This window comes from Nocardioides rubriscoriae, from assembly GCF_008087085.1.
GTDB classification, from domain to species: Bacteria; Actinomycetota; Actinomycetes; order Propionibacteriales; family Nocardioidaceae; genus Nocardioides; species Nocardioides rubriscoriae.
In genome coordinates, this window is record NZ_VIYJ01000011.1 from 21,874 (window position 1) to 48,656 (window position 26,783).

General features: G+C 72.3%; 25 protein-coding genes and 1 pseudogene. 19 read left to right on the forward strand and 7 right to left on the reverse strand.

Annotated elements, in window-relative coordinates; genetic code table 11:
- Window positions 1–2 precede the first annotated feature (2 nt).
- From FZC61_RS18960 to FZC61_RS18985, 6 genes are all read left to right on the forward strand, one after another.
- The gene (locus tag FZC61_RS18960) at window positions 3–800 is read left to right on the forward strand and encodes a hypothetical protein (RefSeq protein WP_170286188.1); all 798 of its coding nucleotides are present in this window, start codon (window positions 3–5) and stop codon (window positions 798–800) included.
- Window positions 801–836: 36 nt separating this feature from the next.
- Window positions 837–1,238: a hypothetical protein gene (locus tag FZC61_RS18965; protein WP_148615754.1), complete on the forward strand. Its 402-nt coding sequence runs from the start codon at window positions 837–839 to the stop codon at window positions 1,236–1,238.
- Window positions 1,239–1,326: 88 nt separating this feature from the next.
- Window positions 1,327–2,463, forward strand: a complete 1,137-nt coding sequence (locus FZC61_RS18970; RefSeq protein WP_148615755.1) for a glycerophosphodiester phosphodiesterase — start codon at window positions 1,327–1,329, stop codon at window positions 2,461–2,463.
- A 29-nt stretch (window positions 2,464–2,492) separates the two neighbouring features.
- Window positions 2,493–2,906 carry an HIT family protein gene (locus tag FZC61_RS18975; RefSeq protein WP_148615756.1) on the forward strand — a complete coding sequence of 138 codons (414 nt, stop codon included), beginning with the start codon at window positions 2,493–2,495 and terminating at the stop codon, window positions 2,904–2,906.
- A 177-nt stretch (window positions 2,907–3,083) separates the two neighbouring features.
- Window positions 3,084–3,851 carry a 3-oxoacyl-ACP reductase FabG gene (fabG, locus tag FZC61_RS18980; protein WP_148615757.1) on the forward strand — a complete coding sequence of 256 codons (768 nt, stop codon included), beginning with the start codon at window positions 3,084–3,086 and terminating at the stop codon, window positions 3,849–3,851.
- Window positions 3,852–4,127: 276 nt separating this feature from the next.
- Window positions 4,128–5,150: a DUF3048 domain-containing protein gene (locus FZC61_RS18985; RefSeq protein WP_148615758.1), complete on the forward strand. Its 1,023-nt coding sequence runs from the start codon at window positions 4,128–4,130 to the stop codon at window positions 5,148–5,150.
- A gap of 24 nt (window positions 5,151–5,174) precedes the next feature.
- Here the strand turns inward: FZC61_RS18985 and FZC61_RS18990 are convergent, their stop codons facing one another.
- Window positions 5,175–5,882, reverse strand: coding sequence for a TetR/AcrR family transcriptional regulator (locus tag FZC61_RS18990; RefSeq protein ID WP_148615759.1), 708 nt, complete (start codon window positions 5,880–5,882; stop codon window positions 5,175–5,177).
- 213 nt (window positions 5,883–6,095) lie between these two features.
- On the opposite strand from FZC61_RS18990, the gene FZC61_RS18995 reads away from it, so the two are divergent.
- From FZC61_RS18995 to FZC61_RS19020, 7 genes are all read left to right on the forward strand, one after another.
- Window positions 6,096–6,653, forward strand: a complete 558-nt coding sequence (locus FZC61_RS18995) for a hypothetical protein (RefSeq protein WP_148615760.1) — start codon at window positions 6,096–6,098, stop codon at window positions 6,651–6,653.
- Window positions 6,654–6,717: 64 nt separating this feature from the next.
- Window positions 6,718–7,272 (forward strand): YqgE/AlgH family protein, encoded by a 555-nt coding sequence (locus FZC61_RS19000; RefSeq protein ID WP_246142792.1) that lies wholly within the window; start codon window positions 6,718–6,720, stop codon window positions 7,270–7,272.
- 105 nt (window positions 7,273–7,377) lie between these two features.
- Entirely contained in the window at window positions 7,378–7,503 is a 126-nt protein-coding gene (locus tag FZC61_RS23995) for a hypothetical protein (RefSeq protein WP_281289844.1), read from the forward strand.
- A complete protein-coding gene (locus tag FZC61_RS19005; RefSeq protein ID WP_148615761.1) occupies window positions 7,500–8,303 on the forward strand; it encodes a hypothetical protein in 804 nt (267 codons plus the stop codon). The genes FZC61_RS23995 and FZC61_RS19005 overlap by 4 nt, the downstream gene beginning before the upstream one ends.
- A 10-nt stretch (window positions 8,304–8,313) precedes the next feature.
- A complete protein-coding gene (locus FZC61_RS19010; RefSeq protein ID WP_246142793.1) occupies window positions 8,314–8,583 on the forward strand; it encodes a DUF3039 domain-containing protein in 270 nt (89 codons plus the stop codon).
- Window positions 8,580–10,361, forward strand: coding sequence for a DEAD/DEAH box helicase (locus FZC61_RS19015; RefSeq protein ID WP_148615762.1), 1,782 nt, complete (start codon window positions 8,580–8,582; stop codon window positions 10,359–10,361). The genes FZC61_RS19010 and FZC61_RS19015 overlap by 4 nt, the downstream gene beginning before the upstream one ends.
- Before the next feature lie 54 nt (window positions 10,362–10,415).
- Window positions 10,416–11,903, forward strand: a complete 1,488-nt coding sequence (locus FZC61_RS19020) for an MFS transporter (RefSeq protein ID WP_148615763.1) — start codon at window positions 10,416–10,418, stop codon at window positions 11,901–11,903.
- 47 nt (window positions 11,904–11,950) lie between these two features.
- Here the strand turns inward: FZC61_RS19020 and FZC61_RS19025 are convergent, their stop codons facing one another.
- On the reverse strand, window positions 11,951–12,442 hold the full coding sequence (locus FZC61_RS19025) for a winged helix-turn-helix transcriptional regulator (RefSeq protein ID WP_148615764.1): 492 nt from the start codon (window positions 12,440–12,442) through the stop codon (window positions 11,951–11,953).
- Between the two features lie 54 nt (window positions 12,443–12,496).
- Between FZC61_RS19025 and FZC61_RS19030 the strand changes: the two genes are divergently transcribed.
- On the forward strand, window positions 12,497–12,952 hold the full coding sequence (locus FZC61_RS19030) for a PaaI family thioesterase (protein ID WP_148615765.1): 456 nt from the start codon (window positions 12,497–12,499) through the stop codon (window positions 12,950–12,952).
- A gap of 25 nt (window positions 12,953–12,977) precedes the next feature.
- Here the strand turns inward: FZC61_RS19030 and FZC61_RS19035 are convergent, their stop codons facing one another.
- The gene (locus FZC61_RS19035; RefSeq protein WP_148615766.1) at window positions 12,978–13,472 is read right to left on the reverse strand and encodes a hypothetical protein; all 495 of its coding nucleotides are present in this window, start codon (window positions 13,470–13,472) and stop codon (window positions 12,978–12,980) included.
- A gap of 16 nt (window positions 13,473–13,488) precedes the next feature.
- On the reverse strand, window positions 13,489–16,062 hold the full coding sequence (locus FZC61_RS19040; protein WP_148615767.1) for a PKD domain-containing protein: 2,574 nt from the start codon (window positions 16,060–16,062) through the stop codon (window positions 13,489–13,491).
- 285 nt (window positions 16,063–16,347) lie between these two features.
- Here FZC61_RS19040 and FZC61_RS19045 point away from each other — a divergent pair, with 285 nt between their 5' ends.
- Entirely contained in the window at window positions 16,348–17,793 is a 1,446-nt protein-coding gene (locus FZC61_RS19045; RefSeq protein WP_246142794.1) for an MDR family MFS transporter, read from the forward strand.
- A gap of 111 nt (window positions 17,794–17,904) precedes the next feature.
- Window positions 17,905–19,362 (forward strand): sensor domain-containing diguanylate cyclase, encoded by a 1,458-nt coding sequence (locus FZC61_RS24000; protein WP_148615768.1) that lies wholly within the window; start codon window positions 17,905–17,907, stop codon window positions 19,360–19,362.
- A gap of 109 nt (window positions 19,363–19,471) precedes the next feature.
- On the opposite strand, the gene FZC61_RS19055 is transcribed toward FZC61_RS24000, so the two are convergent.
- On the reverse strand, window positions 19,472–21,067 hold the full coding sequence (locus tag FZC61_RS19055; protein ID WP_148615769.1) for an HNH endonuclease signature motif containing protein: 1,596 nt from the start codon (window positions 21,065–21,067) through the stop codon (window positions 19,472–19,474).
- A gap of 136 nt (window positions 21,068–21,203) precedes the next feature.
- Between FZC61_RS19055 and FZC61_RS19060 the strand changes: the two are divergent.
- Together FZC61_RS19060 and FZC61_RS19065 are read left to right on the forward strand one after the other, a co-directional pair.
- Window positions 21,204–21,698 (forward strand): annotated as a pseudogene (locus tag FZC61_RS19060) (DinB family protein).
- Window positions 21,699–22,230: 532 nt separating this feature from the next.
- Complete coding sequence (locus FZC61_RS19065) at window positions 22,231–24,138, forward strand: CocE/NonD family hydrolase (RefSeq protein ID WP_148615770.1); 1,908 nt, start codon at window positions 22,231–22,233, stop codon at window positions 24,136–24,138.
- A 9-nt stretch (window positions 24,139–24,147) separates the two neighbouring features.
- Here the strand turns inward: FZC61_RS19065 and FZC61_RS19070 are convergent, their stop codons facing one another.
- Window positions 24,148–24,867 carry a M50 family metallopeptidase gene (locus FZC61_RS19070; RefSeq protein WP_148615771.1) on the reverse strand — a complete coding sequence of 240 codons (720 nt, stop codon included), beginning with the start codon at window positions 24,865–24,867 and terminating at the stop codon, window positions 24,148–24,150.
- Between the two features lie 25 nt (window positions 24,868–24,892).
- Window positions 24,893–25,351 carry an Lrp/AsnC family transcriptional regulator gene (locus tag FZC61_RS19075; RefSeq protein ID WP_148615772.1) on the reverse strand — a complete coding sequence of 153 codons (459 nt, stop codon included), beginning with the start codon at window positions 25,349–25,351 and terminating at the stop codon, window positions 24,893–24,895.
- 82 nt (window positions 25,352–25,433) lie between these two features.
- On the opposite strand from FZC61_RS19075, the gene hppD reads away from it, so the two are divergent.
- Window positions 25,434–26,627, forward strand: coding sequence for a 4-hydroxyphenylpyruvate dioxygenase (hppD, locus tag FZC61_RS19080; protein WP_148615773.1), 1,194 nt, complete (start codon window positions 25,434–25,436; stop codon window positions 26,625–26,627).
- Window positions 26,628–26,783: the final 156 nt, after the last annotated feature.

Genomic DNA, 26,783 nt, shown 5'->3' on the forward strand with positions numbered 1-26,783 from the left:
AGGTGGTCGGCTACCTGGGCGGGGTGCTGTGCCTGGTCGGCGCGATCCTCGTCGGCGCCCGCTTCTGGGGCGACCTCGGCACGCCGTGGCGTACGGCGGTCCTCGGCCTGAGCGCCGCGGCCCTGCTGACCGCCGGTGCGGTCGTGCCGGCCGACGACGGTCTCGGGTCACGTCTCCGTTCGGTCTTCTGGCTCGTGTCGCTGGGGTGCCTGGCGGGCCTGCTCGTCGTGGTGGGGGACCAGGTGCTCGACCTGGGCCACAGCAGCGTCGCCCTCCTCGCCGCCGGCGGGTGCGCGCTCGGCGCGGCCGTGCTGTGGTCCCTGCACCCGACGCCGCCGCCGCAGCAGGTCGCGATGATGGTCGCCCTGGCCGTCACGCTCGCCACCGCGGTCGACCGGGTGTCGCAGCAGCCGGACCTCCCCGGGCTCGGGGTCTGGGTGGTCGGGGTGGCCTGGGCGCTGAGCGGGTGGGCGGGCCTGCTGTCCCCGCAGCGGATGACCGCCGTGCTCGGCTCGGCCATGGCGGTGTTCGGGGCGATGCTGACCGCCGGCTCCGACGCCGGGATGCTGCTGCTGACCGCCACCATCGTCGTGGTGGTGGCCGTTGCGATCCTCGTCCACGACCTGGCGCTGCTCGCGGTGGGAGCCGTGAGCGCCGTGCTCGACCTGCCCGCGACGATGAACCGCTGGTTCCCCGACTCGGTCGCGGCCGCGCTGCTGCTGGTGATCGCCGGGCTCGCCATGGTCTCCGGCGCGGTCGTGATCGCCCGGCGCGGGCGTCGTACGACACCGGACGGGTGACCCGCAGCACCCCACCGACCGCACTAGGTTGGCCCGATGACCCGTGGTGTGCTCCCTGCCGTCGTCGTGCTCGCCCTCGGACTCGGTCTCGCCGGCTGCGGCGACGACGAGTCGCCCTCGGCGTCCGGCGCCACCACTGCGCCGGCCGGGTCCGGCGCCGACGCCGTGGTCGCCGAGGTGACCTCGGTCGCCCCCGCCCTCGAGAGCTACTACCGCGGCGGGCCCTACCCGCAGACGCTCGACGAGGCGGTCTCCACCCTCGCCCCCGCCGGGATCACGCTCTCGCCCGGCACCGAGGTCGGCGGCTACACCTACGACCCCGACGCGGTGGAGTTCGTCTTGTGCCTGCAGGACGCCGACGGCGCGTGGGCCTCCTACGACACGGCCCCCATGGGCGTGCGTGACTCCGGCACCAGCGGCGGTTGCCCCGCCCCGTAGCCGGCTGGACCCGCGCGTGGGGCCAACGATCACCGGGGGCCCGCCCGCCGTTCACCCGCCGGCCACCGGGGCCCGATGGGGTCCGACCATGACCTCTCGGACCCTTCGTCACGCAGCCCCCGTCGCCCTCCTGGCCGCCGCCGCGCTCAGCATCTTCACCCTGCCTGCCGACGCGGCCCCCGACCGGGGCGCTCACCACGCCGACTCCCGCCAGCGCGTCCGGCAGCTCGCCTCCCCGCTCGTCTTCGGCCACCGCGGCGCCTCCGGCTACCGCCCCGAGCACACGCTCGCGAGCTACGAGCTGGCGATCCGGCTCGGCGCCGACTACATCGAGCCCGACCTGGTCTCGACCAAGGACGGCGTCCTGGTCGCCCGTCACGAGAACGAGATCAGCGGCACCACCGACGTCGCCGACCACCCCGAGTTCGCCGACCGTCGTACGACCAAGAGCATCGACGGCGTCCAGGTGACCGGCTGGTTCACCGAGGACTTCACCCTCGCCGAGCTCAAGACCCTGCGCGCCAAGGAGCGCCTGCCGCAGGTGCGCCCGGGCAACACCCGCTACGACGGCCGCTTCGAGATCCCCACCCTCACCGAGGTCCTGCGCCTGGTGCGCACGTGGGAGAAGAAGCTGCACACCACGATCGGCGTCGCCCCCGAGACCAAGCACCCGACCTACTTCGACTCCATCGGGCTGTCCCTCGAGGAGCCCCTGGTCGCCACGCTCGACCGCTTCGGCCTCGACCGCAGGAAGAGCCCGGTCGTCATCCAGTCCTTCGAGGTCTCCAACCTCCAGGAGCTCGACCACCTCACCGACGTCCCGCTGGTGCAGCTGACCGGCGCCAGCGGCGGCCCGTTCGACCTCAGCGCCCAGGGCACCACCTACGCCCAGATCACCTCCGCCGAGGGCCTGCGGAAGGTCGCCCGGTACGCCGACTGGATCGGCCCCGACAAGATCCAGGTCCTGCCCCGCGACGTCGCCGGCGCCACCGGCCGCCCCTCGGACCTCGTGCGCGACGCCCACCGTGCCGGCGTGCGCGTCGTGGTCTACACGGTGCGCGACGAGAACCAGTTCCTGCCGACCAACTTCCGCACCGGCACCGACCCCAACGCCAAGGGCGACGTGCGCGGCGAGGTCGAGTCGCTGCTCGACGCCGGCATCGACGGCCTCTTCTGCGACTACGCCGACTCCTGCGTCGACGCGCGGGACGGCTGGGTGGAGTGACCCCGCGACCTGGCCACTAGCCTCGGGGGATGGCCAAGCCGTGCGTGTTCTGCGCGATCGTGACCGGGGAGGCCGAGGCCCACGTCGTGCTCGACGAGCCGGCGTTCCTCGGCTTCCTCGACGTGCGCCCGGTCTTCAAGGGTCACGTGCTCCTGGTGCCCCGCACGCACCTCGGGACCCTGCCCGACCTCCCGGCGGAGCACCGCGACGGTTTCCTCGCGGCGGCCCAGCGCATCGCGACCGCGGTCAAGGACGGGCTGGGCGCGCAGGGCAGCTTCGTGGCGATCAACAACACGGTCAGCCAGTCGGTCCCGCACCTGCACCTCCACGTCGTCCCGCGCACCAAGGGCGACGGCCTGCGGGGCTTCTTCTGGCCGCGCACCACGTACGCCGACGGCGAGGCCGCGTCGTACGCCGAGCGCCTGAGAGAAGCGCTCGGCTGACAGGCAACCCAACGCCCGCCCCGCGCGTCTGTACAGGCATGACCAAGACGCTTCTCGGAACGTTCTTCATCGTGGTGATGACCGTCGTCGCCTTCGCCCTGCAGGCCCCGATCGGGCCGACCTGACCCACCCTCTACCGTGGGCCTCGTCCAGACCACCGACAGAGGAGTCACCACGATGGGTCGCTACGACGGGCGCGTTGCCGTCATCACCGGATCGGCGCGAGGCATCGGCTTCGGCATCGCCACGCGACTGGCCGAGGAGGGCGCGTCGATCGCCGTCGTCGACCTCGACGAGGCCGCCGCCGCCGACGCCGCCGCACGCCTGCCGCTGGCCGAGGGCGCCAAGGCCATCGGCATCGGCGCCGACATCAGCAACGCCGAGGCCGTCGACGCCGCCATCGCGCGCGTCGTCGCCGAGCTCGGCGGCATCCACGTGCTCGTCAACAACGCCGGCATCACCCGCGACAACCTGCTGTTCAAGATGACCGAGGACGACTGGGACCTCGTGATGAACGTCCACCTCAAGGGCGCGTTCCTCATGACCAAGGCCGCCCAGGCCCACTTCGTGGAGCAGAAGTACGGCAAGATCCTCAACCTCTCGAGCGTCTCCGCGCTCGGCAACCGCGGCCAGACCAACTACTCCGCGGCCAAGATGGGCATTCAGGGCTTCACCCGCACCCTCGGCATCGAGCTCGGCCGCTACGGCATCAACGCCAACGCCATCGCCCCCGGGTTCATCGCCACCGAGATGACCGACGCGACCGCGGCCCGCGTCGGCGTCAGCGTCGAGGACTTCCGCGCCGCCGCCGCCGAGGCCAACCCGGTCAAGCGCGTCGGGTTCCCCGAGGACATCGCCGCCGCGGCTGCGTTCCTGTGCAGCGACGAGGCCTCCTACATCACCGGCCAGACCCTCTACGTCGACGGCGGCGCCAAGCTCGGCTGAATGGTCGCCTCCGGCGGGCCTGCGTCTCGCTGGCCGCCCATGCCTGGCACTGCTGCCGCCGGCCTGGGTGGCGGCCGCCGAGACGCCGGGCCCGCCTCCGGCTCCGTGCGCCCCGTGGTCGGCCTGGGTCCGTGGTCGGGGCGCCGTTGAGGGCGACCACAGCCGACTCGCCGAGGCGATGTCCCACGCGCGGCGGCGTACGGCGCCCACACTGGGTCCATAAGTCCACCGACTCGATAGACCAAAGTCCGACGGCGACCCGGAAGGATCTTCCCCGTGCCCTTCCCCCGCACACCGCACGTACCCGCCCTCGCGGCAGCCGTCGCGCTCTGCCTCGCGCTGGCCGCGTGCGGCGGGGGAGACGAGCAGCCGGCGGCGCCCGACGGCACGGCGGCCAGTGCGCCGCGGGCCGAGGTCAGCGGCAACCCCGACACCTGGCCGCTGACCGGCCTGATGGTGCAGGGCGGCACCTCGGTGCGCAAGCACCCCGTCCTGGTGCTCAAGATGGACAACACCCCCTCCAGCGACCCGCAGCTCGGCCTCGGCTCCGCCGACCTCGTCGTCGAGGAGCTCGTCGAGGGCGGGGTCACCCGGCTCGCGGCGTTCTACTACTCCACGATCCCCGGGGTCGTCGGTCCGGTGCGCTCGATGCGCGCCTCCGACATCGGCATCGTGTCGCCCGTCGACGGCGACATGGTCACCAGTGGCGCCGCCTCGGTCACGATCCAGCGCATCGAGGCCGCCGGCATCGACTACTACACCGAGGGCTCGCCCGGCTTCTTCCGCGACTCCTCGCGCTACGCGCCCTACAACCTGTTCACCGACATGGGCGAGGTCGCCAAGGCGGCCGAGGGCGTCCCCGGCCGCCCGGTCGACTACCTGCCCTTCGGTCCCGACGACGACCTGCCCGCCGGCCAGCCGGCGACGTCGGTCCGGGCCCGCTTCTCGCCCGGCCACACCACCACCTGGTCCTACCGCGACGGCTCCTACGTCAACGTCGACGGGTACGCCGCCGACGGCGACGCGTTCCCGGCCGACACCGTGCTCGTGCTGCGCGTGAAGGTCGGCGACGCGGGCTACCGCGACCCCGCGGGCAACCCCGTCCCCGAGACCGTGCTCAAGGGCTCCGGCGACGCGATGCTCTTCCACGGCGGGCGCCTGGTGCGCGGCACGTGGGGCAAGTCGTCGCTCGACTCGCCGATCAAGCTCACGACCCGCGCCGGCGCGCTCGACGTACCCCCGGGTCACACGTGGATCGAGCTGGTGCCGGCCGCCACCGGCGACGTCACCTTCGACTGACGGCTCGGACCCGGCTCGGTCCCCTCAGTCCTGGGCGGGTTCCCGGCGCTGCCCGAGACCGCTCGGCAGCGCGACGCCTGCCTCGGTGAGGGCCTGGAAGCCGGAGATGATGAAGCTGATCGCGACCTCGACCCGGTCGGCGGCCACGATCGGGTCGTCGGCGCCCGCGACGGACTCGCCGGCCGACGCCATCGCCCCGAAGAAGATCCGCGAGAAGGTCTCGACCATGTCCTCGTCGAGCTCCCACGCACCGGCGACGAGCACCGAGCGGACGATGTCGACGACGTTGGCGTACGTCGAGCGCTCCTCCTGTTCGCGGAACCGCTCGTGGCCGAGCACGGCCGGCCCGTCCTGCACCACGATCCGCCGGTAGCGTGGCTCCTGGACGACGGTCAGGAACGTCCGCAGACCCGTCCGGGCCTTGTCCCATGGGTCTTTGTGGCCCTTGATGGCCTTCTGGATGGTGCGCGAGGCGTCGTCCTCGACGCGCTCGAAGACCGCCTCGAAGAGGGCCTGCTTGCCGGCGAAGTGGTGGTAGAGCGCGCCCTTGGTGACCTGGGCGCCGGCGACGATCGAGTCGAGCGAGGCGTTGGCGTAGCCGTGCTCGGTGAAGAGCTCCTCGGCCACGTCGACCAGGGCGCGCTTGGTCGAGGCCGAGTAGGCGGCCCGACGGCTCGCCCCAGGGACGCTCGGCACCTTGGGCACGAGCTTGGAGACCGAGGACTTGGGCACCCGCACACCCTATGACGTGGCCCACACGCGCGCGTGGCGGTCGCCACTTCGAACGACCTGAACAGGTGAGCCGAAGCGCTGCGGCCCATGGTTGAGCGGGATTGGAGTGATGCACCGCACGTGCTCGGTGGCCAGGATCACGGCTTAGGAGGTGTGGATGCCGCTCGGCATGTTCCATACTTCAAGTACGTACTCGCAGTATGCGAGTGCCCCATGACCAAGGAGCTCACCATGACCTGGAAGACCTTCCACTCTCGGGGCGAGATCCTGCGCACGGTGATCGCCACCGCGAACACCCGTCGCGACGGCATCCTCCCCACCGACGTCGAGGGTGTCTCCGAGACCTTCGCCGACGACCTCGAGCTGCTGGGCACCCTGCAGCTGAAGTGGCACACCCGCCTGGCCGGACAGATCGAGCGCCAGCTGCTCGAGCAGCCGCTCGACCTCCCTCTCGCGGTCGCCACTGCCTGGGGCGACACGTGCGACGAGCTCCCCGGTGTACGCCTCGTGCTCGACCACTACCGCGCCGAGCCCGTCGACGACGCGATGGCGCAGGCGATGGGCAAGGCCACCGTCAAGGAGCACGCCCTGCTCGCCGTGATGGCCGGCCAGGGCAGCGTCGGCGACGCCGCGGCCGAGGCCGAGGCCGCGCCGATCGGCGCCCTCATCGAGGAGCGCGCCCGCGCCCTGCACCACGGCATCCCCACGCTCGTGGTCGAGTCGTCGCGGCCCAGCCTCCTCGAGCGCCTGCGGTCGGTCCTGGCCGCCTGATCCGCGACGGCGGGTGCCCGTCCTCCCACGGGCACCCTGCCGTCGTCTGCGTCATGATGGTCGGGTGACCGACGTACGCGCCGGCATGCTCCTGCTGGCCACACCCGCCCTGCTCGACCCCAACTTCGCCGACACCGTGATCCTGATGCTCGACGTCCGCGGCGACGGGTCGCTCGGCGTCGTCCTCAACCGGCCCACCGGCCTGCCGGTCGCCGAGGTCCTCGAGGCGTGGGGCGACGTCGTCGCCGAGCCCGAGGTGCTGTTCCAGGGCGGACCCGTCGAGACCGACGGCGCGCTCGCCGTCGCCCTGCGCCGCAGCGACGACGAGGTCCTCGGTCTTCGTGAGGTCGTCGACCGGCTCGCCCTGCTCGACCTCGACACCCCCGTCGAGCTGGTCAGCGACGAGCTCGCCGGGCTGCGCATCTTCGCCGGGTACGCCGGCTGGGGCGCCGGCCAGCTCGAGCGCGAGATCGAGGAGGGCAGCTGGTACGTCGTGCCCGGCACCGCCCCCGACGTCTTCCGCGCCGACACCTCGACCCTGCACCGCGACGTGCTGCGCCGCCAGCCCGGCGACCTGGCCTGGCAGTCGACCCGCCCGCTCGACGCCGACCTCAACTGACGTCGGCCCGACCCCACGGCGGTCGACTGATCTGAGTACTCCCGCGCGAGCTACCTGAGTACCGGCACGGGGTCGACCGTGCGTGGATGTCGGTGGGATCGGGCCATGGCTCCCACCACCGAACGACCCGAGGTCGTGATCGCGATGCTCACCGAGATGTGTGCCCTCCTGCTGCCCGACTCCGACGGCTGTCCCGGCCCCGTCGAGACCGACGAGGTGGCCGACCGATGACCGGCCCGCGGACCCTGCGCCGGGTCGTCGTCGCCGTCGGCGCCGTGCACGGACTCGCCGCCGTCGCGGCCCTGCTGCTCGCCGCCTGGACCTACGTCGACTGGCTGACCGGGGAGAGGGGCGACTACAGCGGCCTCGCCTTCATCGTCATCCTGCCGGGCCTGGCGCTCGGACTCCCGCTGCTGGTCCTCGCCGCCCTCGCGATGTCGCGCACCGCGAGCACCGCGTTCGGGGCAGCTGTCGTCATCGGGCTGGCCGACCTCGTCGCCGCGCTGGCGTGGGCCTCCCAGGTCGCCTTCGCCTGGGACGACGTCACCCTCACCACGGCGGTCCTGGTGGCGGCCGCGGTCGTCGTGCCGCCGCTGGTCGTCGGTGTCGCCGGGCTCGGGCTGGCCGAGGCGCAGCGCGACCGGTCCGCGCGGCTGGTCGCGGCGGCGCGGGTGCTGCTGGGCCTCTACGCGGTCGCGGGGACGGCGCTGCTGCTCCTGGTGCTCCCGATCGTGGCCGGGCTGACCGACGAGCCGGCCAGCACGGACGGGGTCGGCTGGGTGCTGCTCGGCCTGGCCCCGGTGGTCGTGACCGTCGTCGCGTTGCGCTCGCCGCGCCCCCGAGTCGTGCACTGCGTCGGGATCGTCGTGGCGGCGGCCTCGCTCGTGGTCTGCTTCACGCTTGCGGTCGCCAGCACCGGCGTCCCGACGGTCCTGGTCGGAGTGGTCCCGGCCCTGGCCCTCGGCGGGGTCTCGTGCGCGTGGCTGCGCGACGCTCACCGCGAGGTTCGGCACGAGCCGTGTGGCGTCTAGACTGATCGCTGTGACTCCTCCCTTCGGCTTCGGAACCTCGACCGACACCAAGGTGCGCGAGGAGGAGCGGACCGTCCCGACCGACGAGGGCGACCACGAGCGGTTCTCTCACTACGTCGAGAAGGACAAGCTCACCGAGGCCATGGTCATGGGCACCCCCGTAGTGGCCCTGTGCGGCAAGGTCTGGGTGCCCAGCCGGGCCCCTGAGAAGTTCCCCGTCTGCCCCGAGTGCAAGGACGCCTGGGAGAACCTCAAGGACGACTCGGGCGACCAGGGGTGACCGGGGCCCACGACCCCGCCGACCCCCACCTGACCCCCGCGCTCACCCCGGCCTGGCCGGAGCGCGCGGCCTGGGGCACCGCCCCGTCGCTGCGCGCGTGGCAGACGGCGGCGATGAAGGACTACCTCGAGCGCTCGCCGCGTGACTTCCTCGCGGTCGCGACGCCGGGGGCCGGCAAGACGACGTTCGCGTTGTCGGTGGCCTCCGAGCTCATCGGACGCCGTGTCGTCGACCGCGTGATCGTGGTCGCGCCCACCGAGCACCTCAAGCTGCAGTGGGCCGAGGCCGCCGCGCGCGCCGGCATCCCGATCGACCCGACGTACTCCGCGGGCAAGGGCAAGATCTCCAGCGACTTCCTGGGCGTGGCGGTCACCTACGCCGGCGTCGCGGTCAACCCGTTGGCCCTGCGCATCCGCACCGAGCGGTTCAAGACCCTGGTCATCCTCGACGAGGTGCACCACGCCGGCGACGCCCTGTCGTGGGGCGAGGGCGTGCGTGAGGCCTTCGAGCCGGCCACCCGCCGCCTCGCGCTCACCGGCACCCCGTTCCGCTCCGACGTCAACCCGATCCCGTTCGTCACCTACGCCCCCGGTGACGACGGCATCCCGCGCTCGGTCTCCGACTACAGCTACGGCTACGGGCACGCCCTGGCCGACCACGTCGTGCGTCCGGTCCTCTTCCTGGCCTACTCCGGCGAGATGTCGTGGCGCACCCGGGCCGGCGACGAGATCGCGGCGCGCCTCGGTGAGCCGTTGACCAAGGACATGACCAACCAGGCGTTGCGCACCGCCCTCGACCCGTCGGGGTCGTGGATCCCGTCGGTGCTCGCCGCGGCCGACAAGCGCCTGACCGAGGTACGCCGCCACGTCCCCGACGCGGGTGGCCTCGTGATCGCGACCGACCAGGAGTCCGCGCGGGCCTACGCCAAGATCCTGCGCTCGGTCTCGGGCGAGGCGCCGACGGTCGTGCTGTCCGACGAGAAGGCCGCGTCGAAGAAGATCACCGAGTTCACCGACAGCGACAAGCGGTGGATGGTCGCGGTGCGCATGGTCTCCGAGGGCGTCGACGTGCCGCGCCTGGCCGTCGGGGTCTTCGCCACCACCATCTCGACGCCGCTGTTCTTCGCCCAGGCGATCGGGCGCTTCGTGCGAGCCAGGTCGCGCGGCGAGACCGCGTCGATCTTCCTGCCGTCGGTGCCGGTGCTGCTCAGCCACGCCTCCGAGATGGAGCTCGAGCGCGACCACGTGCTGGGCCGTCGGGTCACCGACGAGGACGACATCTTCGCCGCGGAGAAGGAGCTGCTCGCGCAGGCCGAGGCCGGCGACGCCGCCACGCCCGACGAGACCTTCTCGTTCGAGGCGCTCGGCTCGGAGGCGTCGTTCGACCACGTGCTCTTCGACGGCGACCAGTACGGCTCCGAGGAGGAGATGGACTTCCTGGGCATCCCCGGGCTGCTCGAGCCGTCGCAGATGAAGGAGCTGCTCCAGCAGCGTCAGGCCGACAGCGCCAAGGCCCAGAAGGCGCGCCGCCAGTCCGCCGCCGGCTCGCCGCCCGACACGGTGGCCGAGGTCTCGACCCACGAGCAGCTCGCCGTGCTGCGCCGCGAGCTCAACGGCCTGGTCGCCGCCTGGCACCACCGCACAGGCCAGGCCCACGGCATCACCCACGCCGCCCTGCGCAAGGAGGCCGGCGGCCCGGCCGCCGCGATCGCCAACGCCGAGCAGCTGCGGGCCCGCATCGACCTGGTCCGCGACTGGGCGATGCGCAAGTCGGGCTGAGTCCCCGAGGCTGCCTCACCCCTCCGGCGCCCCCTCCTGCGACACAATGCGCGCATGCCTCCCGATGCCGCCCTGCCGACCGGCAGGCTCCGTGCGGTCGCCGTGCTGGTCCTGTTCGTCGCCACCTTCATGGACCTGCTCGACACCACCATCGTCAACGTGGCGCTGCCGGCGATCCAGGGGGACCTGCAGGCCTCGCCGTCACAGCTGGAGTGGATCGTCTCGGGCTACGTGCTGGCTTTCGCGACGGTCCTGATCACGATGGGCCGGCTCGGCGACCTCTACGGACGCAAGCGGATCTTCCTGATCGGCGTGGTCGGCTTCACCGTCGCCTCGGGCGTCGCCGCCTTCGCCCCGACGGCCGACGTCCTGGTGGTCTCGCGGATCGTGCAGGGCGTGTTCGCGGCGACGATGGTGCCGCAGGTGCTCTCGATCGTCCAGGTCCTCTACAGCCCCAAGGACCGCGCCGGCGTGCTCGGTGCCCTGGGCGCCGTCACCGGTCTCGCCGCGGTGGCCGGCCCGCTGCTGAGCGGCGTCCTGGTCACCCACGACGTCGCCGGCCTCGAGTGGCGCAGCATCTTCGTCATCAACCTGCCGATCGGCGCGCTGCTGCTCGTCGGCGGCTCCTACCTCATCCCCGAGACCAGGTCGCCGCGACGGACCAGCATCGACGTCGCCGGGGTCGTCGTGAGCTCACTGGCGCTGTTCCTCGTCGTGTTCGCGCTGATCGAGGGGCGCCCGAAGGGCTGGGCCTGGTGGATCTGGGCGCTGATGGCGGTCGCGGCGGTCCTGCTGGTGGCCTTCGTCCGCCACGAGCGTCAGGTCGAGCAGCGCGGCGTCACCCCGCTCGTCCCGCCGAGCCTGTTCCGCGACCGCGGCTACACCGCGGGCAGCCTCACGTCGCTGGCCTTCTTCGGGTCGATCGGTGCCTTCTTCTTCATCGTCACCCTCTACCTCCAGCTGGGACTGGGCTTCACCCCGATCAGCTCTGCGCTCGCCACCCTGCCGTTCAGCGTCGGCGCGTTCCTCGCCAGCGGCGCGAGCGTGCCCCTGGTCGACAAGGTCGGCAAGGCGCTGGTCACGATCGGCTTGTCGCTGTTCACCCTCGCGGTGGCGTGGACCGCCCAGACGATCGCGCACCACGGCGACGCGCTGAGCACGTGGGACCTGACCGGCCCGATGTTCCTGGGCGGGGTCGGTCTCGCGTTCGCGGCGGTCCCGCTGCTCGACGTCTCGCTGGCCAACATCGACGTGCAGAACGCCGGCGCCGCCTCGGGTGTCCTGGGGACCTTCCAGCAGGTCGGGGGCGCGGTGCTGCTGGCGATCGTCGGCGTGGTCTTCTTCGAGTCCGTCGGCGCGGGTCAGTCGAGCGACGCCTGGCGCAACGGGGTGCTGCACGGCCTGCTGGTGCCCGGGATCGGGCTCGCGGTCGGCGCGGTGGCCAGTCTGCTGCTCCCCGGGGTGGAGGCCGTGCGGCACCACAAGGACATGGCCGAGAAGGCGGCCGAGCTGGACTACGAGCTCGAGCTGGAGGCGCTGTGACGACGCGTGACCGCTGCGGGCGTGCCGTCGGCTGACGTCCGTCCGGCTCAGCCCTCGAACGGGCGGGCGCCCGGCCCCGGTCGCGTGACGACGTCACGCGCGTCGTCGACGCGGTGCCCGTCGCGGCACTCGAGGACCGTGGTGACCACCGCGCCGCAGTCGCGGTGGGTCAGCTCGACCGGTGGGCCCTCGGGGTCGGCGTACCAGCGGGTGCCCCACTCGGCGACCGCCGCGAGCACGGGGTAGAGCTCGAAGCCCTTGGCGGTCAGGCGGTACTCGTGGCGTTCGCGGCTGCCCTCGTCGCGGTAGGGGACGCGGTGCAGGATGTCGTGCTCGACGAGCAGGGCGAGCCGGTTGCTGAGCACCTGGCGGGGCAGGCCGCTGTGGCGTTGCATGTCGGCGAAGCGGCGCACGCCGTTGAAGACCTCGCGCAGCACGATCATCGTGCCCTTCTCGCCGAGGATGGCCATCGCCCGCGCCACCTGGCAGTTGTCGGTGGCCCAGGCGAGGGCCGGAGGGGTCGCGGGTGTCGTGGGCATGGTCACAGTCTAGGTCTTGTTGACAGACCCAGCCAAGGGCGGCACGCTCGGTCCATGACTGAGACCCAGGCCCCGGTGGACCCGTTCGCGATGACCGGGCTCGAGCAGCTCGAGGCGATGACCCGCGGCGAGCTGCCAGGCGCACCGATCGCCGACACCATCGGCATGGAGAACTTCGGCGGCGGGCACGGCGCGATCCACGTCGAGCTCGTGCCGCAGGCCCGCCACTACAACCCGCTCGGGACCGTCCACGGCGGCGTGATCTCGACCCTGCTCGACACGGCTGCCGGCTGCTCGGTGCACTCCACGCTCGCGGCGGGGGAGGGCTACACCTCGCTCGACCTGACCGTGAAGTTCCTGCGGCCGGTGACCGTCGACTCGGGCCGGCTGCGTGCCGAGGGACGCGTCATCCACCGCGGGCGCCGTACGGCGCTGGCCGAGGCGGTGCTCCTCGACGCGGCCGGCAAGCAGGTCGCCCACGCGACCTCGTCGTGCATGATCTTCAGCTGACCCTTCGGGACCTACCGCCGCCGGTCTAGCGCTCGAAGGCGACGACCTGGATCACGGTCTCTCCTTCGCACGCCGAGGACTCGCGGATCGACCAGCGGCCGGAGTGCTTGGCGAGGGTGAAGTCGGCCTCCGCGTCGTCGTCCTCGGTCTCGCCGCCGGTGATCGTGTAGCCGGCGGCCGGCTGGTCGTCGTTGAGGAAGGCGAGCACGTCGTCGAGGGGAGCCGTCGAGACGCCGGTGACGATGGTGCCGGCCCCGGCCCGCTCCTCGACGTCGTAGACGGTCGTCTGCGGCGGGAACGCCCAGTCACTCGGGAAGCCGTCGCCGTACGGCGCCGCGACCGGCGTGGCGTCGGCCGTGCAGGTCGTGAGGTCGGCGGCGTCGGCCAGGACCGAGCCCTCGGTCTCGTCGCGGTCGCTCTCGGCGCTGCTGTCGCTCGAGCACCCCGCCAGGGTGCCGCTGCTCAGCAGCAGCGCCCCGGCCAGGGCCACGGTGGCGCGCCGGACCCGGCGTGTCGTCACGGGTGGCCGGTCCACGTCAGTAGGTGACGCTGTCGACGACAGCGCGCCCACGGACGACGATCTCGAGGGTGTGCGAGCCCGCGCCGAGCCCGCCGACGACGATGTCACGGCCGAACCTCGGCGAGCCCGTGGCGCCGCCGAAGTCCAGGGTGCGGACGCGCTGGCCGTCGACGAGGACGCGCGCGGTGCCGCCGCCCTTCACGGTCCCGAAGGCGATGCCCAGCAGGCTGCCGCGGAAGGTGGTGGCGAGCGAGGAACGATCCCGGCCGGCCTGCTGCTCCGGGCTCTCGCAGTAGCGACTCCCCGACGCGCCGGCGGCCTTGCGGGTCCGCCAGGTCCCCTTCTGGTCGAGGCTGCCGCAGCCGTGCTCACGACCCACCTGGACCGTCGTGGTCGCGGTGTCGGTCAGGCCGTCGGCGTCAGTGACCGTCAGGGTGACCGTCTGGGCGCCGTGCCGGGTGAAGGTCGTGGAGGCCTTGAGGCCGCCCGCCAGACGGGGCGAGGCAGCGTCGCCGAAGTCCCAGGCGTAGGTCAGGGAACGGCCGGGGGTCTCGGCGTCACGGCTGCCGGACCCGCTGACCCGCAGCTGCTCGTCCACGGCCACCAGACGCGAGCCGAGCGCGATCCGCGCCACGGGCCGGGTGTTGGTCGGCGCGGGCGGGTCGGTGGTCGGGTCCGTGGGACCGGTGGCCGGGTCGTACTTGGCGAACAGCGTCCGGCCGGTGGTCTGGCGGGCGATGGTCGAGTAGGAGTCGTGGGTCATCGACGTCGGGTCGGTGGCGCACGCCGCGATGCAGCCGTCGGCGAAGCCGACCTCGACGCGGCCGTGGTCGTCGTGGGTGATGTCGATGAAGTCCAGCAGGTTGCGGTCGTCGCCGCAGGTGGTGCCGCCGGTGCAGATCGAGCCGCGCTGGACCGGGTCGGTCGGGGTCGCGTCGGTGGTCACCCACGTGGCGCCGCCGTCGTAGGTCGTGTCGACGTAGAGGTGCCACACGCCGGTGAAGACCCCGGTGGCCTGGTAGTCGCCCGGCGTCGTGGTGCCGAGGTAGGCGAAGGCGGCGCGGTCGTCGTCGCCGGCGATCACCGTGGGGAACACGGCGCTCTGGACGCTGCAGGGAGCGACGTCCGCGGCACCCGTGCAGGGGACCGAGGCGCCGGCGACGTGGTGGTGGATCCACGTGTCGCCGCGGTCGGGGCTCACGGCCGCGCCGGGCTTGCCGTCGGCGCCGACGTAGCCGACGTAGGCGGTGCCGTCGCGGCCGATGCCGACCGACGGGTCCGAGTCACCCGCGGTCGAGCCGGTGACCGGCTTGACGGTCCAGCTGAGACCCCCGTCGGTCGAGACCACGACGGCCGCGGTGCGGTTGCCGTCGGCGTCGGTGCAGCTCTTGTTGGGCAGGTAGGCGGTGCCGTCGGGCGCGATCCGGATGTGGCCGTGGAGGCCGCCGCAGTCGGCGAGCGTGTAGGTCTGGTTGACCACGGGGAACGTCGTGCCACCGTCGTGCGACACCGCGCACAGCGCCGTGGCGATGTCCTGGCTGCAGTAGTAGACGGCGTGGGGGTAGTCGTTGACCGGCAACCCACCGACGAGGTCGTCGGGGGAGTAGGGGCCACCGCCGATGGTCTGGTGGTCGACACCGCTGACCAGACCGCCGCCCTGGCTGGGGTTCCAGGTGGCGCCGTCGTCGTCGGTGTAGCACGTCAGCGAGTCCTGGCCGGTGAGCTGGGACTCGAAGGTGCGGCCCGTGAGCGGGTCGGTGAACAGGATCGGGTCGAGGCCGGTCGTGTTGCCGCCCAGGCACCCGACGGTCGCCGAGGCGGTGACGTCGCTCCAGGTCGCGGTCGCGGGGGTCACGGTGTCGTCGAAGAGGACCTTGTAGGTGTGCAGCCCGGCCTGGTACATCACGGGGTCCGGCAGGGCCGGGTCCTGCGAGGCGGGCGTGTTGTGGTTGCCGATCGACGGCTCACCCGCGTCGTTGGCGCCCGGCAGGGCGCTCGGCGCGGCGTAGGTGGCGTAGCCGGGGGCCGCGGGGTCGGTCGGCACCGGGCCGGGGCCCGGCCCGGGCGTGGGGCCCGCCGCGTCGGAGATGGTGGCGCTGGCCGTGTAGGTGCCACCGGCGGCCGTGTAGGCCACCACGTCGGCGCTGTAGGTGCCGGGCGCGGGGACCGGGATCGTGAGCGACTCGTCGCCCGCCTCGGCGCTCGAGGCCACGACGTTGCCGCCCTGGTCGACCAGGTAGAGGTCGAAGTCGTCCTGGCCGCTCGGGGAGGTCGACGTGAGCGAGATCGTGAGGTTGTGCGTGGTGCCGTAGCCGGCAGGCGTGGCGACCTTCAGGGCGAACTCGTCGCAGCTTGCGGGCAGGCACACCAGAGGGCCCGTCCCGAGGAGCGCGCCGGGGTCGGCGCCGGCCAGCGGTCCGCCGGTCCACGACACCGACCGGTGGGTGTCGGTCAGGTCGCCCGCGGTGGGTGACGCGCCTTGCGCTGAGGCGACCAGGCCGACGAGGCCGAGGGCCAGGGTCGAGACGGCGGCGACGGCGACGAGGTGACGTCGTCGGCGGCGGACGGAGGCTGGTGCAGTTGTGGACACGCGACACCCTTGATCGAAGGACGGAGCTTGCTGGGGCTACTGCACAACGAACGGTCCGGCGTGGGGTTAGGCACCAGGGCTGACCGAATTTGCCTCGACGGCTCAGCCGACCCGGAGTGAGGGCACGGCGAGGAGCCGCGCGAACACGTCGGCCAGGGCGCAGCCGTCTGCCGGTCCGTGCCCGGTCAGCGGCCGCGACCGCGCCGCTGTCGAAGTCGGCCATGCCCCACGGCAGGTCAGGGCGGCTCGGGAACACAGGGCGTCGCCCGGGGGTTGGGGAGACCCGTGAGTGCTCCCGAGATCACCCGTGCCAGCGTCGGCCTGCGCAGCGAGCGGGGCCCCGTCCTGCTGGCGGTCATGCTCAGCATCGGTCTGGTCGCGATCGACGCGACGATCCTGGCGACCGCGGTGCCCGCGATCGTCGACGACCTCGGCGGCTTCACGTCGTTCCCGTGGCTGTTCTCGATCTACCTGCTGGCGCAGGCGGTGTCGGTGCCGATCTACGGCAAGGTCGCCGACCTCTACGGTCGCAAGCCGGTGATGCTGCTCGGGATCGGTCTGTTCGTCGTGGGGTCGCTGCTCTGCGGGATCGCGTGGAGCATGCCCGCACTCATCCTGTTCCGGCTCGTCCAGGGCCTCGGCGCCGGTGCGGTGCAGCCGATGGGCATGACGATCGTCGGTGACATCTACTCCCTGGCCGAGCGCGCCAAGGTGCAGGGCTACATCGCCAGCGTCTGGGCGGCGGCCTCGGTGATCGGCCCGACGCTGGGTGGGGTCTTCGCCGACTACCTGTCGTGGCGCTGGATCTTCTTCGTCAACCTGCCGCTGGGGATCGCGGCCGGCTGGGTGATGTGGCGGCGCTTCGACGAGAGCATCGAGCGGCGCAAGCACACGATCGACTACGTCGGCGCGGTGCTGCTGGCCGCCGGGGGCTCCCTGCTCCTGCTCGGCCTGCTCGAGGGTGGGGTGCGCTGGGAGTGGGGCTCGACCGCCGGTGTCGCGATCTTCGTCGCCGCGCTCGCGCTGCTCGTCGCCTTCGTCGCGGTCGAGGCGCGCACGCCCGAGCCGGTGCTCCCGCTGTGGATCTTTCGGCGCCGCGTGCTCAACGCCGCCAACTCGGGGGCGTTCGTCGTCGGGGTGCTGATGCTCGGGCTGACGTCGTACGTGCCCCTCTACGCCCAGGGGGTGCTGGGTCACGGTGCCCTCGTGGCCGGCCTGGCGCTGGCGGCGATGACGATCGGGTGGCCGATCGCGGCCTCGACGAGCGGACGCTTCTACCTGACGATCGGGTTCCGCCGCACGGTGCTGATGGGGGCCCTGTTCGTGATCGCCGGCGCAGCGCTCCTGCTGCCGGTCAGCGCCGACAGTGCCCTGTGGCAGCTCGCCCTGCCCTGCTTCGTGATGGGCATCGGCTTCGGCTACGTCGCCAGCCCCGGGGTCATCGTCGCCCAGTCGTCGGTCGACTGGCAGCACCGCGGCGTCGCCACCGGCACCAATATGTTAGCCCGCTCGATGGGCAGCGCCGTCGGCGTCGCCGTCTTCGGTGCGATCGTCAACAGCCGGGTGGCCGACGGGTCCGCGCCGGGCGCCACGCTCGACCTCGAGAACCTCGCGGCCGGGGTGCTGGCGCCGGCCATCCACGCGGTGTTCGTCTGCTCGGTGGTCGTCGCGCTCGCCCTGCTGCTCTCGGGGCTGCTGATGCCGCGGCGCGCAGGGGCCGACGCGGCCTAGGACGACGAGGGTCGGGTGGTCCCTGACCCGTTCGGGTCATGCGGGGCGCCCGAGTGGTCCGAATCGCCGGATTCGGCCACCGGCCGTGCCGCCACCCCTCATCGTGGGCCCATGACCGCAGCCCCTGCGCTCCAGGAGATCGCGAGCCTCGTCGAGGGCGAGCCCCGAGTCGTCCTGCGCCGCCTGCTCACCCTGCTGTGCGAGCAGCTGGGCATGGACACCGCGTTCGCGAGCGTCCTGGACGGCGCGGGCAACCGCACCGTGCGGCTGTCGGCCCACGCCGACGGCACCGCCGGCCCCGACGCCATCACCGAGCCGCTGGCCGACGCGTGGTGCGGTCGCGTCGTCGAGACCGGCGGCTTCATGATCGGAGACGCGCGGGACGACGCGGCGCTGCAGGCACTGCCCTCGACGTCGGCCTTCGGCATCGTCTCGTTCGCCGGCGTCCCGTTGTTCGACGAGAGCGGCACGGTCTTCGGCACCCTCTGCGCGCTGGGCCGCGAGCCGCACACCTCGCTCAACGTGCGCGACCACCACGTCCTCTCGGGCCTGGCCGCCGTGGCCGCACCGCTGGTCCGGGCGCTCGACGCGCCGCCGAAGGCTCGCCCGACGCCGACCGGCCTGGCGGCCGTCGCCGACGCCGTCGAGAAGGCCGGAGACCTCGAGGGCCTCAGTCGGCCGCTGCTGGACGCGTTGGGCGACCTGACGGGCCTCGCGTCGACGTACCTCACGGTCGTGCACGAGGACGACGGCGTGCAGGAGATCCGCTACGCCCGCAACACCCGCGACGGGTTCGCCGTCGACGAGGGCCTCGTCGTGCCGTGGGAGGACACCCTGTGCAAGCGCTCGCTGGAGGAGCAGCGGCCCTACGTCACCGACGTCGCGTCGGCGTGGCCCGACAGTGCTGCAGGCCGGGAGCTCGGCATCCGGGTCTACGTGTCGGTGCCCGTGACCATGCCCGACGGCGCCCTGTGGGGCACACTGTGCGCCGCCGACTCGGTGAGCGCCGACGACGCGGAGGCCCACCTGCCCACGATGCGGCTCTTCGCCCGACTCATCGCCTCGGAGGTCCAACGTGAGGCGGCGGTCTCGCGCGCACGCGACGAGGCCGACACCGACTCGTTGACCGGGTGCGCGACGCGCCGGGTCGTGGACCCGTGGCTGGCCGCGCAGGTCGCGCTCGTGGCCCCCGCGGAGGTGGTGGTCGTCGCCTACGTCGACCTCGACTCCTTCAAGGCCACCAACGACACCCTGGGGCACGCCGCCGGTGACGCGGTGCTGGTCGAGGTCGGTCGGCGGCTGCGGGCCGCGGCCCGCCCGCACGACCTGGTCGCCCGCCTGGGCGGCGACGAGTTCCTGGTCGCGGCGCGGCTGCCCCGCAGCGTCGCCGTGCAGCTGATCCACCGGGTGCAGGGTGCGCTCACCTTCTCGCTGCCGTGGGCCGGCACGTCGGTCGACGTACGCGCCTCGGTCGGCGCGGCCACCACAGACGAATGCGAGGGCTCCGCCCTGGCCGCTGTCGCCGACGCCGCGATGTACCTGGTCAAGCACTCCGCCCGCGCCAGCTGAGGTCACGCGTCGGCGTTGCCGCGCTTCGACAGGCTGAGGACGAGCATCAAGGTGGCGTCGTCGTCGACGCGGACGGTGTCGCCGGGAGCGACCGGGGCGTAGTCGTACATCAGCCCGTGTCCGTCGGGAACGTAGCCCCGCCGGGCGTAGAGGCGCTGAGCAGCGCCGTAGTCCGCGTAGAGGCCGACACCGAGACCGACTGACTCGCTGCGCAGGGATGCCGCGCGCTGGACCGCGTCCAGCAGGAGACTGCCGATGCCCTGGGTGCGGAAGGCCGGAAGGTGCGGTAGGTCCAGGTGGTGTGGGTCTTGAGTCGGTGGTGGTGTCGGCACAGGGGTGCGAGGTTGCAGCTGCTGGTGGTGCCGCCGCCGGGGTGGGGGCTCCAGGGGTCGAGGTGGTCGAGGTCGCAGCGGCGCGCGGGGGTGGTGCACCAGGGGAACACGCAGGTGGGGTTGATCAGCCGGACCTGCTCGCGCAGAAGGTCGGGGATGGCGTAGGACTCGGTGTGCAGCTCGTTGGACAGGTCGAGCACGGGCAAGACGGCGACGTGGGTGTCGGTTCGTGACAGCCACTGGTGGACCTGTTGGACCAGGAGCGGGTGGGGGCGGGTGCCGGGGGTGTCGTTGAGCGCGACGGGGTCCAGGCCGAGCAGGGCGAGGTCGGTGAGGTGGAGGTAGACCACGGCCTGCTTGCCCGGGACCCGTGTCGGAGCCTGGGTAGGTACGGAAGCGGGTGCCGGTGACTCGGTCGGTGACTCGGCCGGTGACTCGGCCGGTGACTCGGCCGGTGACTCGGCGGGTGACTCAGCGGACGCGAGTGCCGGGTGCTGGTGGAGCAGGGCGAGGGCTAGGGCGGGGTCGGCCAGGACGCCGAGGGCGCGTGCGCGGCGGGTGTCGAGCGGGTCGGTCTCGTCTGGGTCGTCGGGGTCGGGGTCGTCGGGGTCGTCGGGGTCGCTGCCGTTGGTCTTCAGGGCCGCGGCGATGCGGGCGACGGTGGCGGCCAGGGCGTGGAGGTCCTGCCAGTCGCCGCGGGCGTGGAGCTCGGCGCTGCCGTCGGGTTGGGGGTCGAGGTGGAAGGAGGCGTGGTGGCCGTGCTCGGCGGCGGCCTGCTCGAGCTCGACGATCTCGGCGTGCAGGCGCAGCATCGCCTCGGCGATCGCCCGGTCCAGGGTGGTCAGGCCTACGGTGGCAGCGATCGGGGCGAGGTGGTCGTCGAGGTAGGCCACCACGTCGGCCGGGGAGCCGAGCACGGCCTGCGCGATGCGCCGGGCCCGCCAGGCGGGGACCTGCCCGGTGCACACCAGGGCCCAGATCCTCGGCAGCCGGTGGCACAGCACCAGGGCGTCACGGATCAGGGCCTTGCCGGCCGCGGTCGACATCCGGTTGGCCGCGGCGAACGCAGCCGGGGCGTCCCACGCGACCGGGGGGATGCCGCACCACCCCAGGCGCTCCTCGGCCTGCTCGCCGGTCTCGAGGTCGGCGAACCCCAGGGCCAGGGCGGTGCCGTCGAGCTGCTCCATCGGCTGCGCCGACGCGGCCGTGATCCGCCAACCGTCGGCACCGTCGAGCACCGGGTGGGCCTGCGCCCAGTCCACCGCGACCTGCAGGATGCGTGCCTCGGCCGCATCGGCTGCGACCCGTGCCGCACGGACCTGCTCCAGCAGCAGTGCCGGGGTCACCGCGTCGTCGGCGAGAGCAGTGGACATGGGTCGAGTATAATCGAGCACATGTTCGAGAACAATGGGTTCTTCATTTTCCTGGCGTGGGCTGCCTAGCAGTGCATACCGGATCTGGCGATGAGCGCGAGGGCGCTCACCTGTCCGCGTCACTACGGTGGATGACGTGGAGCGGACATTCCCAGACGGCAGCGGGAACGAACGAGCAGTACTGACAGGCTGGCTGGACTGGCAGCGTGCGACTGTGCTGCGTAAGGTCCAAGGGCTGACCGACGAACAGGCCCACCAGTCCCTCCTGGCGACCTCGCCGCTGATGACGGTCGCGGGAATCCTGTCGCACCTGCGTTGGACCGAGCACGGTTGGTTCGCCGCCATTTTCCCAAGCGCAGCAGGAGGCCACACAGAGCGCGATTCCTCCGACGGCTGGCAGGTTCCCCGGTCGTCGCTGGACGCCCTCGTCGAGGGCTATTGAACTGAATGTGCAGTGTCACGTCAGGTGGTGTCGCACCAAGACCTCGGGGCGATGCAGGAGTTCACACCACCTGAATTCCCACCAGTGAGTCTCCGATGGATCGTCACGCACATGATCGACGAGACCGCCCGCCATCTCGGGCACCTCGACGTGATTCGAGAGCAACTCGACGGTACGCGCGGCTACTAGGGTCGGCGGCCTGCCGACGTACGTCAGATCTAGGGACGCATCCAGATCTTTCGCGTTGCGCGCGCTTCCCGGGGGCCTCACGACCAGGCTGCGAGCGCGACTGTGAGCCGGCCGTCTCGTTCCCGTGACGGGGAGCGCACGGCGGTGGCGATGCCATACCGTGATCGCCTACCTTCACCTGCCGTTATTGACGAGCGGCAGAACTGTAGCCAGACCGGTGTGCACGGCTCGAACGACGTCTGGAGAGATCGCCGCCGGCAGTGGTCTGAACGATAGGCCGGATCCTGTCCACCACCGTGGACGGGTCCTCGGCGTGCTCGCGGCCGCTTGTGTCCGGCACGTTAAACGGCGGCTCCAGCGGGTCCACTGATCATCGGTCAGGTCACGTGGAGACAACGTGGCCGCACGGAGCTCACGAGAACCGTCCCCCAACAGAGACCCCTGCGGCAGAGCCGTGTGGAGGCGAGGGGCTGCGCGGCCGCCAATACGTCGTACGGCATCGCAGCAGGCGTGACGGCGTTACCGTCGTCACATGGAGACCAGCAGGATCGGGCGGGCCGTCGTGCTCGCCACCGTCGTGGCCGCGCTGGTGCCGGCCGCCGTCCGGGCCGAGGCGGCGACCACCGACGTCCGCACCGCACCGACGACGACGGCCGTGCCGGTCGCAGCCCGGGCGACCACGACTCCGCCCGACCACGACGTCGTCCGCGCTCGGCCCGGCACGCACTCCTGGCGGACCAACGACCAGATGGTGCCGGTGGTCGTGGGTCCCGATGACAATTTCCGCTTCTCGATCGACACCCGGCTCTACGTCCCCGACAACGCCACGCGTCGTACGCCGCAGCCGACGATCCTGATGACGCACGGCTTCGGCCTGACCAAGGACTCCAACGAGGTCGTCACCACCGCCCGGTTCTTCGCGGCCCACGGCTACAACGTGCTGACCTACACCTCGTCCGGCTTCGGGCGCAGCGGCGGGTGCGTGAGCCTGCAGTCGGCCGACTACGACGTCGAGGCCGCCAGCCAGGTGATCAGCACGGTCCTCGGGCCGCGTCGTGACGTGCTGCGCGACCGTCGCGGCCTGGTGATCGGCACCATCGGCGGGTCCTACGGCGGCGGCATCCAGCTGCCGCTGGCGGCGGCCGACCACCGCATCCGGGCGGCCATCCCGGGTCGCACCTGGAACAACCTGCGCTACTCGCTGGACCCCAACAACCTGGTCGACCGCGGCGACCGGACCGGGCTGCGGCACCCGCCCCACCAGGGCGTCTTCAAGCAGCAGTGGACCTCGCTGTTCTACGCGCTCGGCAACGCCCAGCAGGCGATGGGCAACGGCGGTTGTGCCGCGGCCAAGGCCGGCAGCGGCGACCCCGCCGAGATCGCGAGCATCGCCTCCTGCCCGGGCTACTACGCCGACCTCTGCACGCTCTACGACGAGCTCACCGCGACGGGCAGCTTCCGCGCGGCCGCGATCCGGCAGGTCGCGCGCGCCTCGGCGTCGACTTTCCTGTCTGAGATCGACGTCCCGGTGCTGCTGGTACAGGGCCAGAGCGACACGCTGTTCAACCTCAACGACGCGGCCGCGACCTTCACGACCCTGCGGCGGCGCGGCGTGCCGGTCGCGATGATCTGGAACTCCGGCGGCCACGGTGGCTACAGCTCGCAGCCCGGCGAGTGCGAGCAGTACGACGGGGTCGCCCGCTCGGTGGCGCAGATGAACCGCTGCTACCTGCCGCTGCGCGCGCTGGGCTGGATGGACCACTGGCTGCGCGGCACCCCCGCCGGCCGCGGCCCGACCTTCACCTACTACCGCGACTGGGTGCGCCACACCGGCGGCGGTGCCGACGACGAGCAGTACGGCGCGTCCGCACGGTTCGCCCCGCGGCGTACGACCGCGTTCCTGCTGTCGTCCGACGGCCGGCTCGTGACGCGCGAGAGCCGGGTCCGACCCGGCGCGCTGACCATGCTCAACCCGGCGGGCGGGCAGCCGGCGGCCTACACCGAGACCAGCAACTTCAGCGGCCCCGACTCCTCGCCCGACCTGGCGATGCCGCCGCGCGACGTTCCGGGCCAGCTGGCCGCCTTCACGTCGCGACCGTTCGCGCGGCCCTACGTGTCGGTCGGCATCCCGTCGGCGACGCTGCGGCTGCGGGGCGCCAACGGCCTCGACACCGTCTTCTACGCCAAGGTCCTCGACGTCGCGCCCGACGGCTCGGCCACGCTGATCCACCGGCTGATCACGCCGGTCCGGGTACCGAAGGGCTACGGCGACCGGGCGGTGCGGGTGCGGCTGCTCGGGTTCGCGCACCGCTTCCAGGCCGGTCACCGGGTGCGGCTGGTGCTCTGCACGACCGACCAGACGTCGTACAACGCCAAGGTCGCCGACACGGTGACCGTGCGCGCCGGCTCGACCTTCCGGCTGCCGGGGCTGCCCGGCTGAGGTCCGGGCTCAGGCGCGGGCGAGGAGGTCCGGCGCCAGGGTCAGCGCGCCGACGAGCAGGCCGGCGAGGTTAGCCACCAGCATCAGCAGGCACCAGACCAGGGCCGGCACCCCGGTCAACCGGGCCAGCTGGTCGGGGTCGGAGCTGCGGCTGCGCCGGCGGCCTGCGGTGACGAGCTCGAGCACGGGCCGTGGCGCGGCGAGCAGGAGCAGCCAGGCGACCAGGTAGGCGACGACCGCCTGGACGTCGGGCGCGGCGTACCAGGTCAGCAGGCCGATGCCGACGCCGGCGCCGGCGAGGGTCAGCACGCCGTACCAGTTGCGCACCCACAGCAGCAGGCCCACCAGCAGCAGCATCATCAGCCAGAGCAGCGCGACCCCACGCCCGCTCGCGAGCACCAGCGCGGCCCCGACCCCGACCACGGCGGGGGCGAGGTAGCCGGCGAGCAGGGTGGCGACCATGCCGGGTCCGGTCGGGCGACCGCTCGAGACCGTCAGACCCGAGGTGTCGGCGTGCAGCCGGATGCCCTGCAGGCGTCGGCCGACCAGGACGGCGACCACCGCGTGGCCGGCCTCGTGGACGACGGTGACGCCGAGCCGCACCCGCCGCCAGGTCGTCGAGCTGAGCACCATCAGGAGCGCGACCAGCCCGGTCGCCAGGACGACGCCCGGCTCGGGCAGGGGCTGGACGGCGGTCGCGCGGTCCCAGGTCTCGGTGAGCGCGTCCACGGGGACAAGTGTGCGGGTGCGGGGGTCAGTCGGTGGCCTCGAGCAGCGGGAGCACGCGGTAGGGCACCTGGGTGGCCAGCGCCATCACGGTCGAGGCGCGCTGGACGCCGTCGACGGAGACGACCTGGTCGATGACCCGCTGCAGGTCGGCGTTGGACCGCGAGACGACCCGGCACCACAGGTCGCCGGCCCCGGTGATCGTGTAGGCCTCGAGCACCTCCGGGATCGTGGCGAGGTGGTCGGCCACCGCGACGTGGCCCGCCGACTGGCTGATCTCGAGGGTCAGGAACGCCGTCACCGGGAAGCCCAGGGCCTCGGGGGAGAGGTCGGGACCCCAGCCGGTCACCACGCCCGACGACACGAGCCGGTCGAGCCGGGCCTGCACGGTGCCGCGGGCGACGCCGAGCCGGCGCGACGCCTCGAGCACCCCGACGCGGGGCTCGGCGGCGTACAGACTGATCAGGGTGCGGTCCAGGTCGTCCATCGTGCCCCTCTCGACTGGACAAGTTGCTCAACGTGTCGCAGCACTGTTGCACAGATTGTCACCGCCGGACACGCTGAGCCCCATGACGCTGACCCCGGACGAGCTCAGAGCAGACCTCACCCTCGACCAGCTCAAGGAGCTCGTCGGCCTCGTCGAGTACGACGCCAGCCGCGACCCGTTCCCGGTCACCGCGATGGACGCCGTGTGCTTCGTGGTCGGCAACGCGACGCAGACCGCGACCTTCTACCAGCTCGCGCTCGGCATGGAGCTCGAGGCCTACCGCGGCCCCGAGACCGGCACGCGCGACTCCAAGTCCTACGTGCTGCGCAGCGGCAGCGCCCGTTTCGTCTTCACCGGCGGCGTGACGCCCGAGAGCCCGCTGCACGAGCACCACCGCAAGCACGGCGACGGCGTCGTCGACCTCGCCCTCGAGGTGCCCGACGTCGACAAGTGCATCGAGCACGCCCGCGCGGTCGGCGCGACGATCCTGGTCGAGCCCCACGACGAGACCGACGAGCACGGCACCGTGCGCACCGCCGCCATCGCGACGTACGGCGAGACCCGCCACACGCTGGTCGACCGCAGCCGCTACTCCGGTCCCTACCTGCCCGGCTACGTCGCCCGCGCGACCACCGTGACCCGGCGCGAGGGCCACCCCCAGCGGCTCTTCCAGGCCGTCGACCACTGCGTCGGCAACGTCGAGCTCGGCAAGATGGACGAGTGGGTGACCTTCTACAACAAGGTCCTGGGCTTCACCAACATGGCCGAGTTCATCGGCGACGACATCGCCACCGACTACTCCGCGCTGATGAGCAAGGTCGTCGCCAGCGGCAACCACCGGGTCAAGTTCCCGCTCAACGAGCCGGCGATCGCCAAGAAGAAGTCGCAGATCGACGAGTACCTCGAGTTCTACGACGGTGCCGGCTGCCAGCACATCGCCCTGGCCACCGGCGACATCCTGCGCAGCGTCGACATCCTGCGCGACAACGGCATCGAGTTCCTCGACACCCCCGACTCCTACTACGACGACCCCGCCCTGCGCGCGCGCATCGGCCAGGTGCGGGTGCCGATCGAGGAGCTCAAGAAGCGCAAGATCCTCGTCGACCGCGACGAGGACGGCTACCTGCTGCAGATCTTCACCAAGCCCATCGGCGACCGGCCCACCGTGTTCTACGAGTTCATCGAGCGCCACGGCTCGCTGGGCTTCGGCAAGGGCAACTTCAAGGCCCTCTTCGAGGCCATCGAGCGCGAGCAGGACGCCCGCGGCAACCTGTAACTGATTGTCGCGATCCGGCTGCCGCGCGCCGCGGGCGCGGGATGCCTGGTGCTCGCTACCGCGATCTCGGCGTCGGGCCGGCCGGCGGCGGGGTAGTCCCTGACGAAAATCAACGATCCGCGGCCGACATCGTTGATTTTCGTCAGGGATTATCCC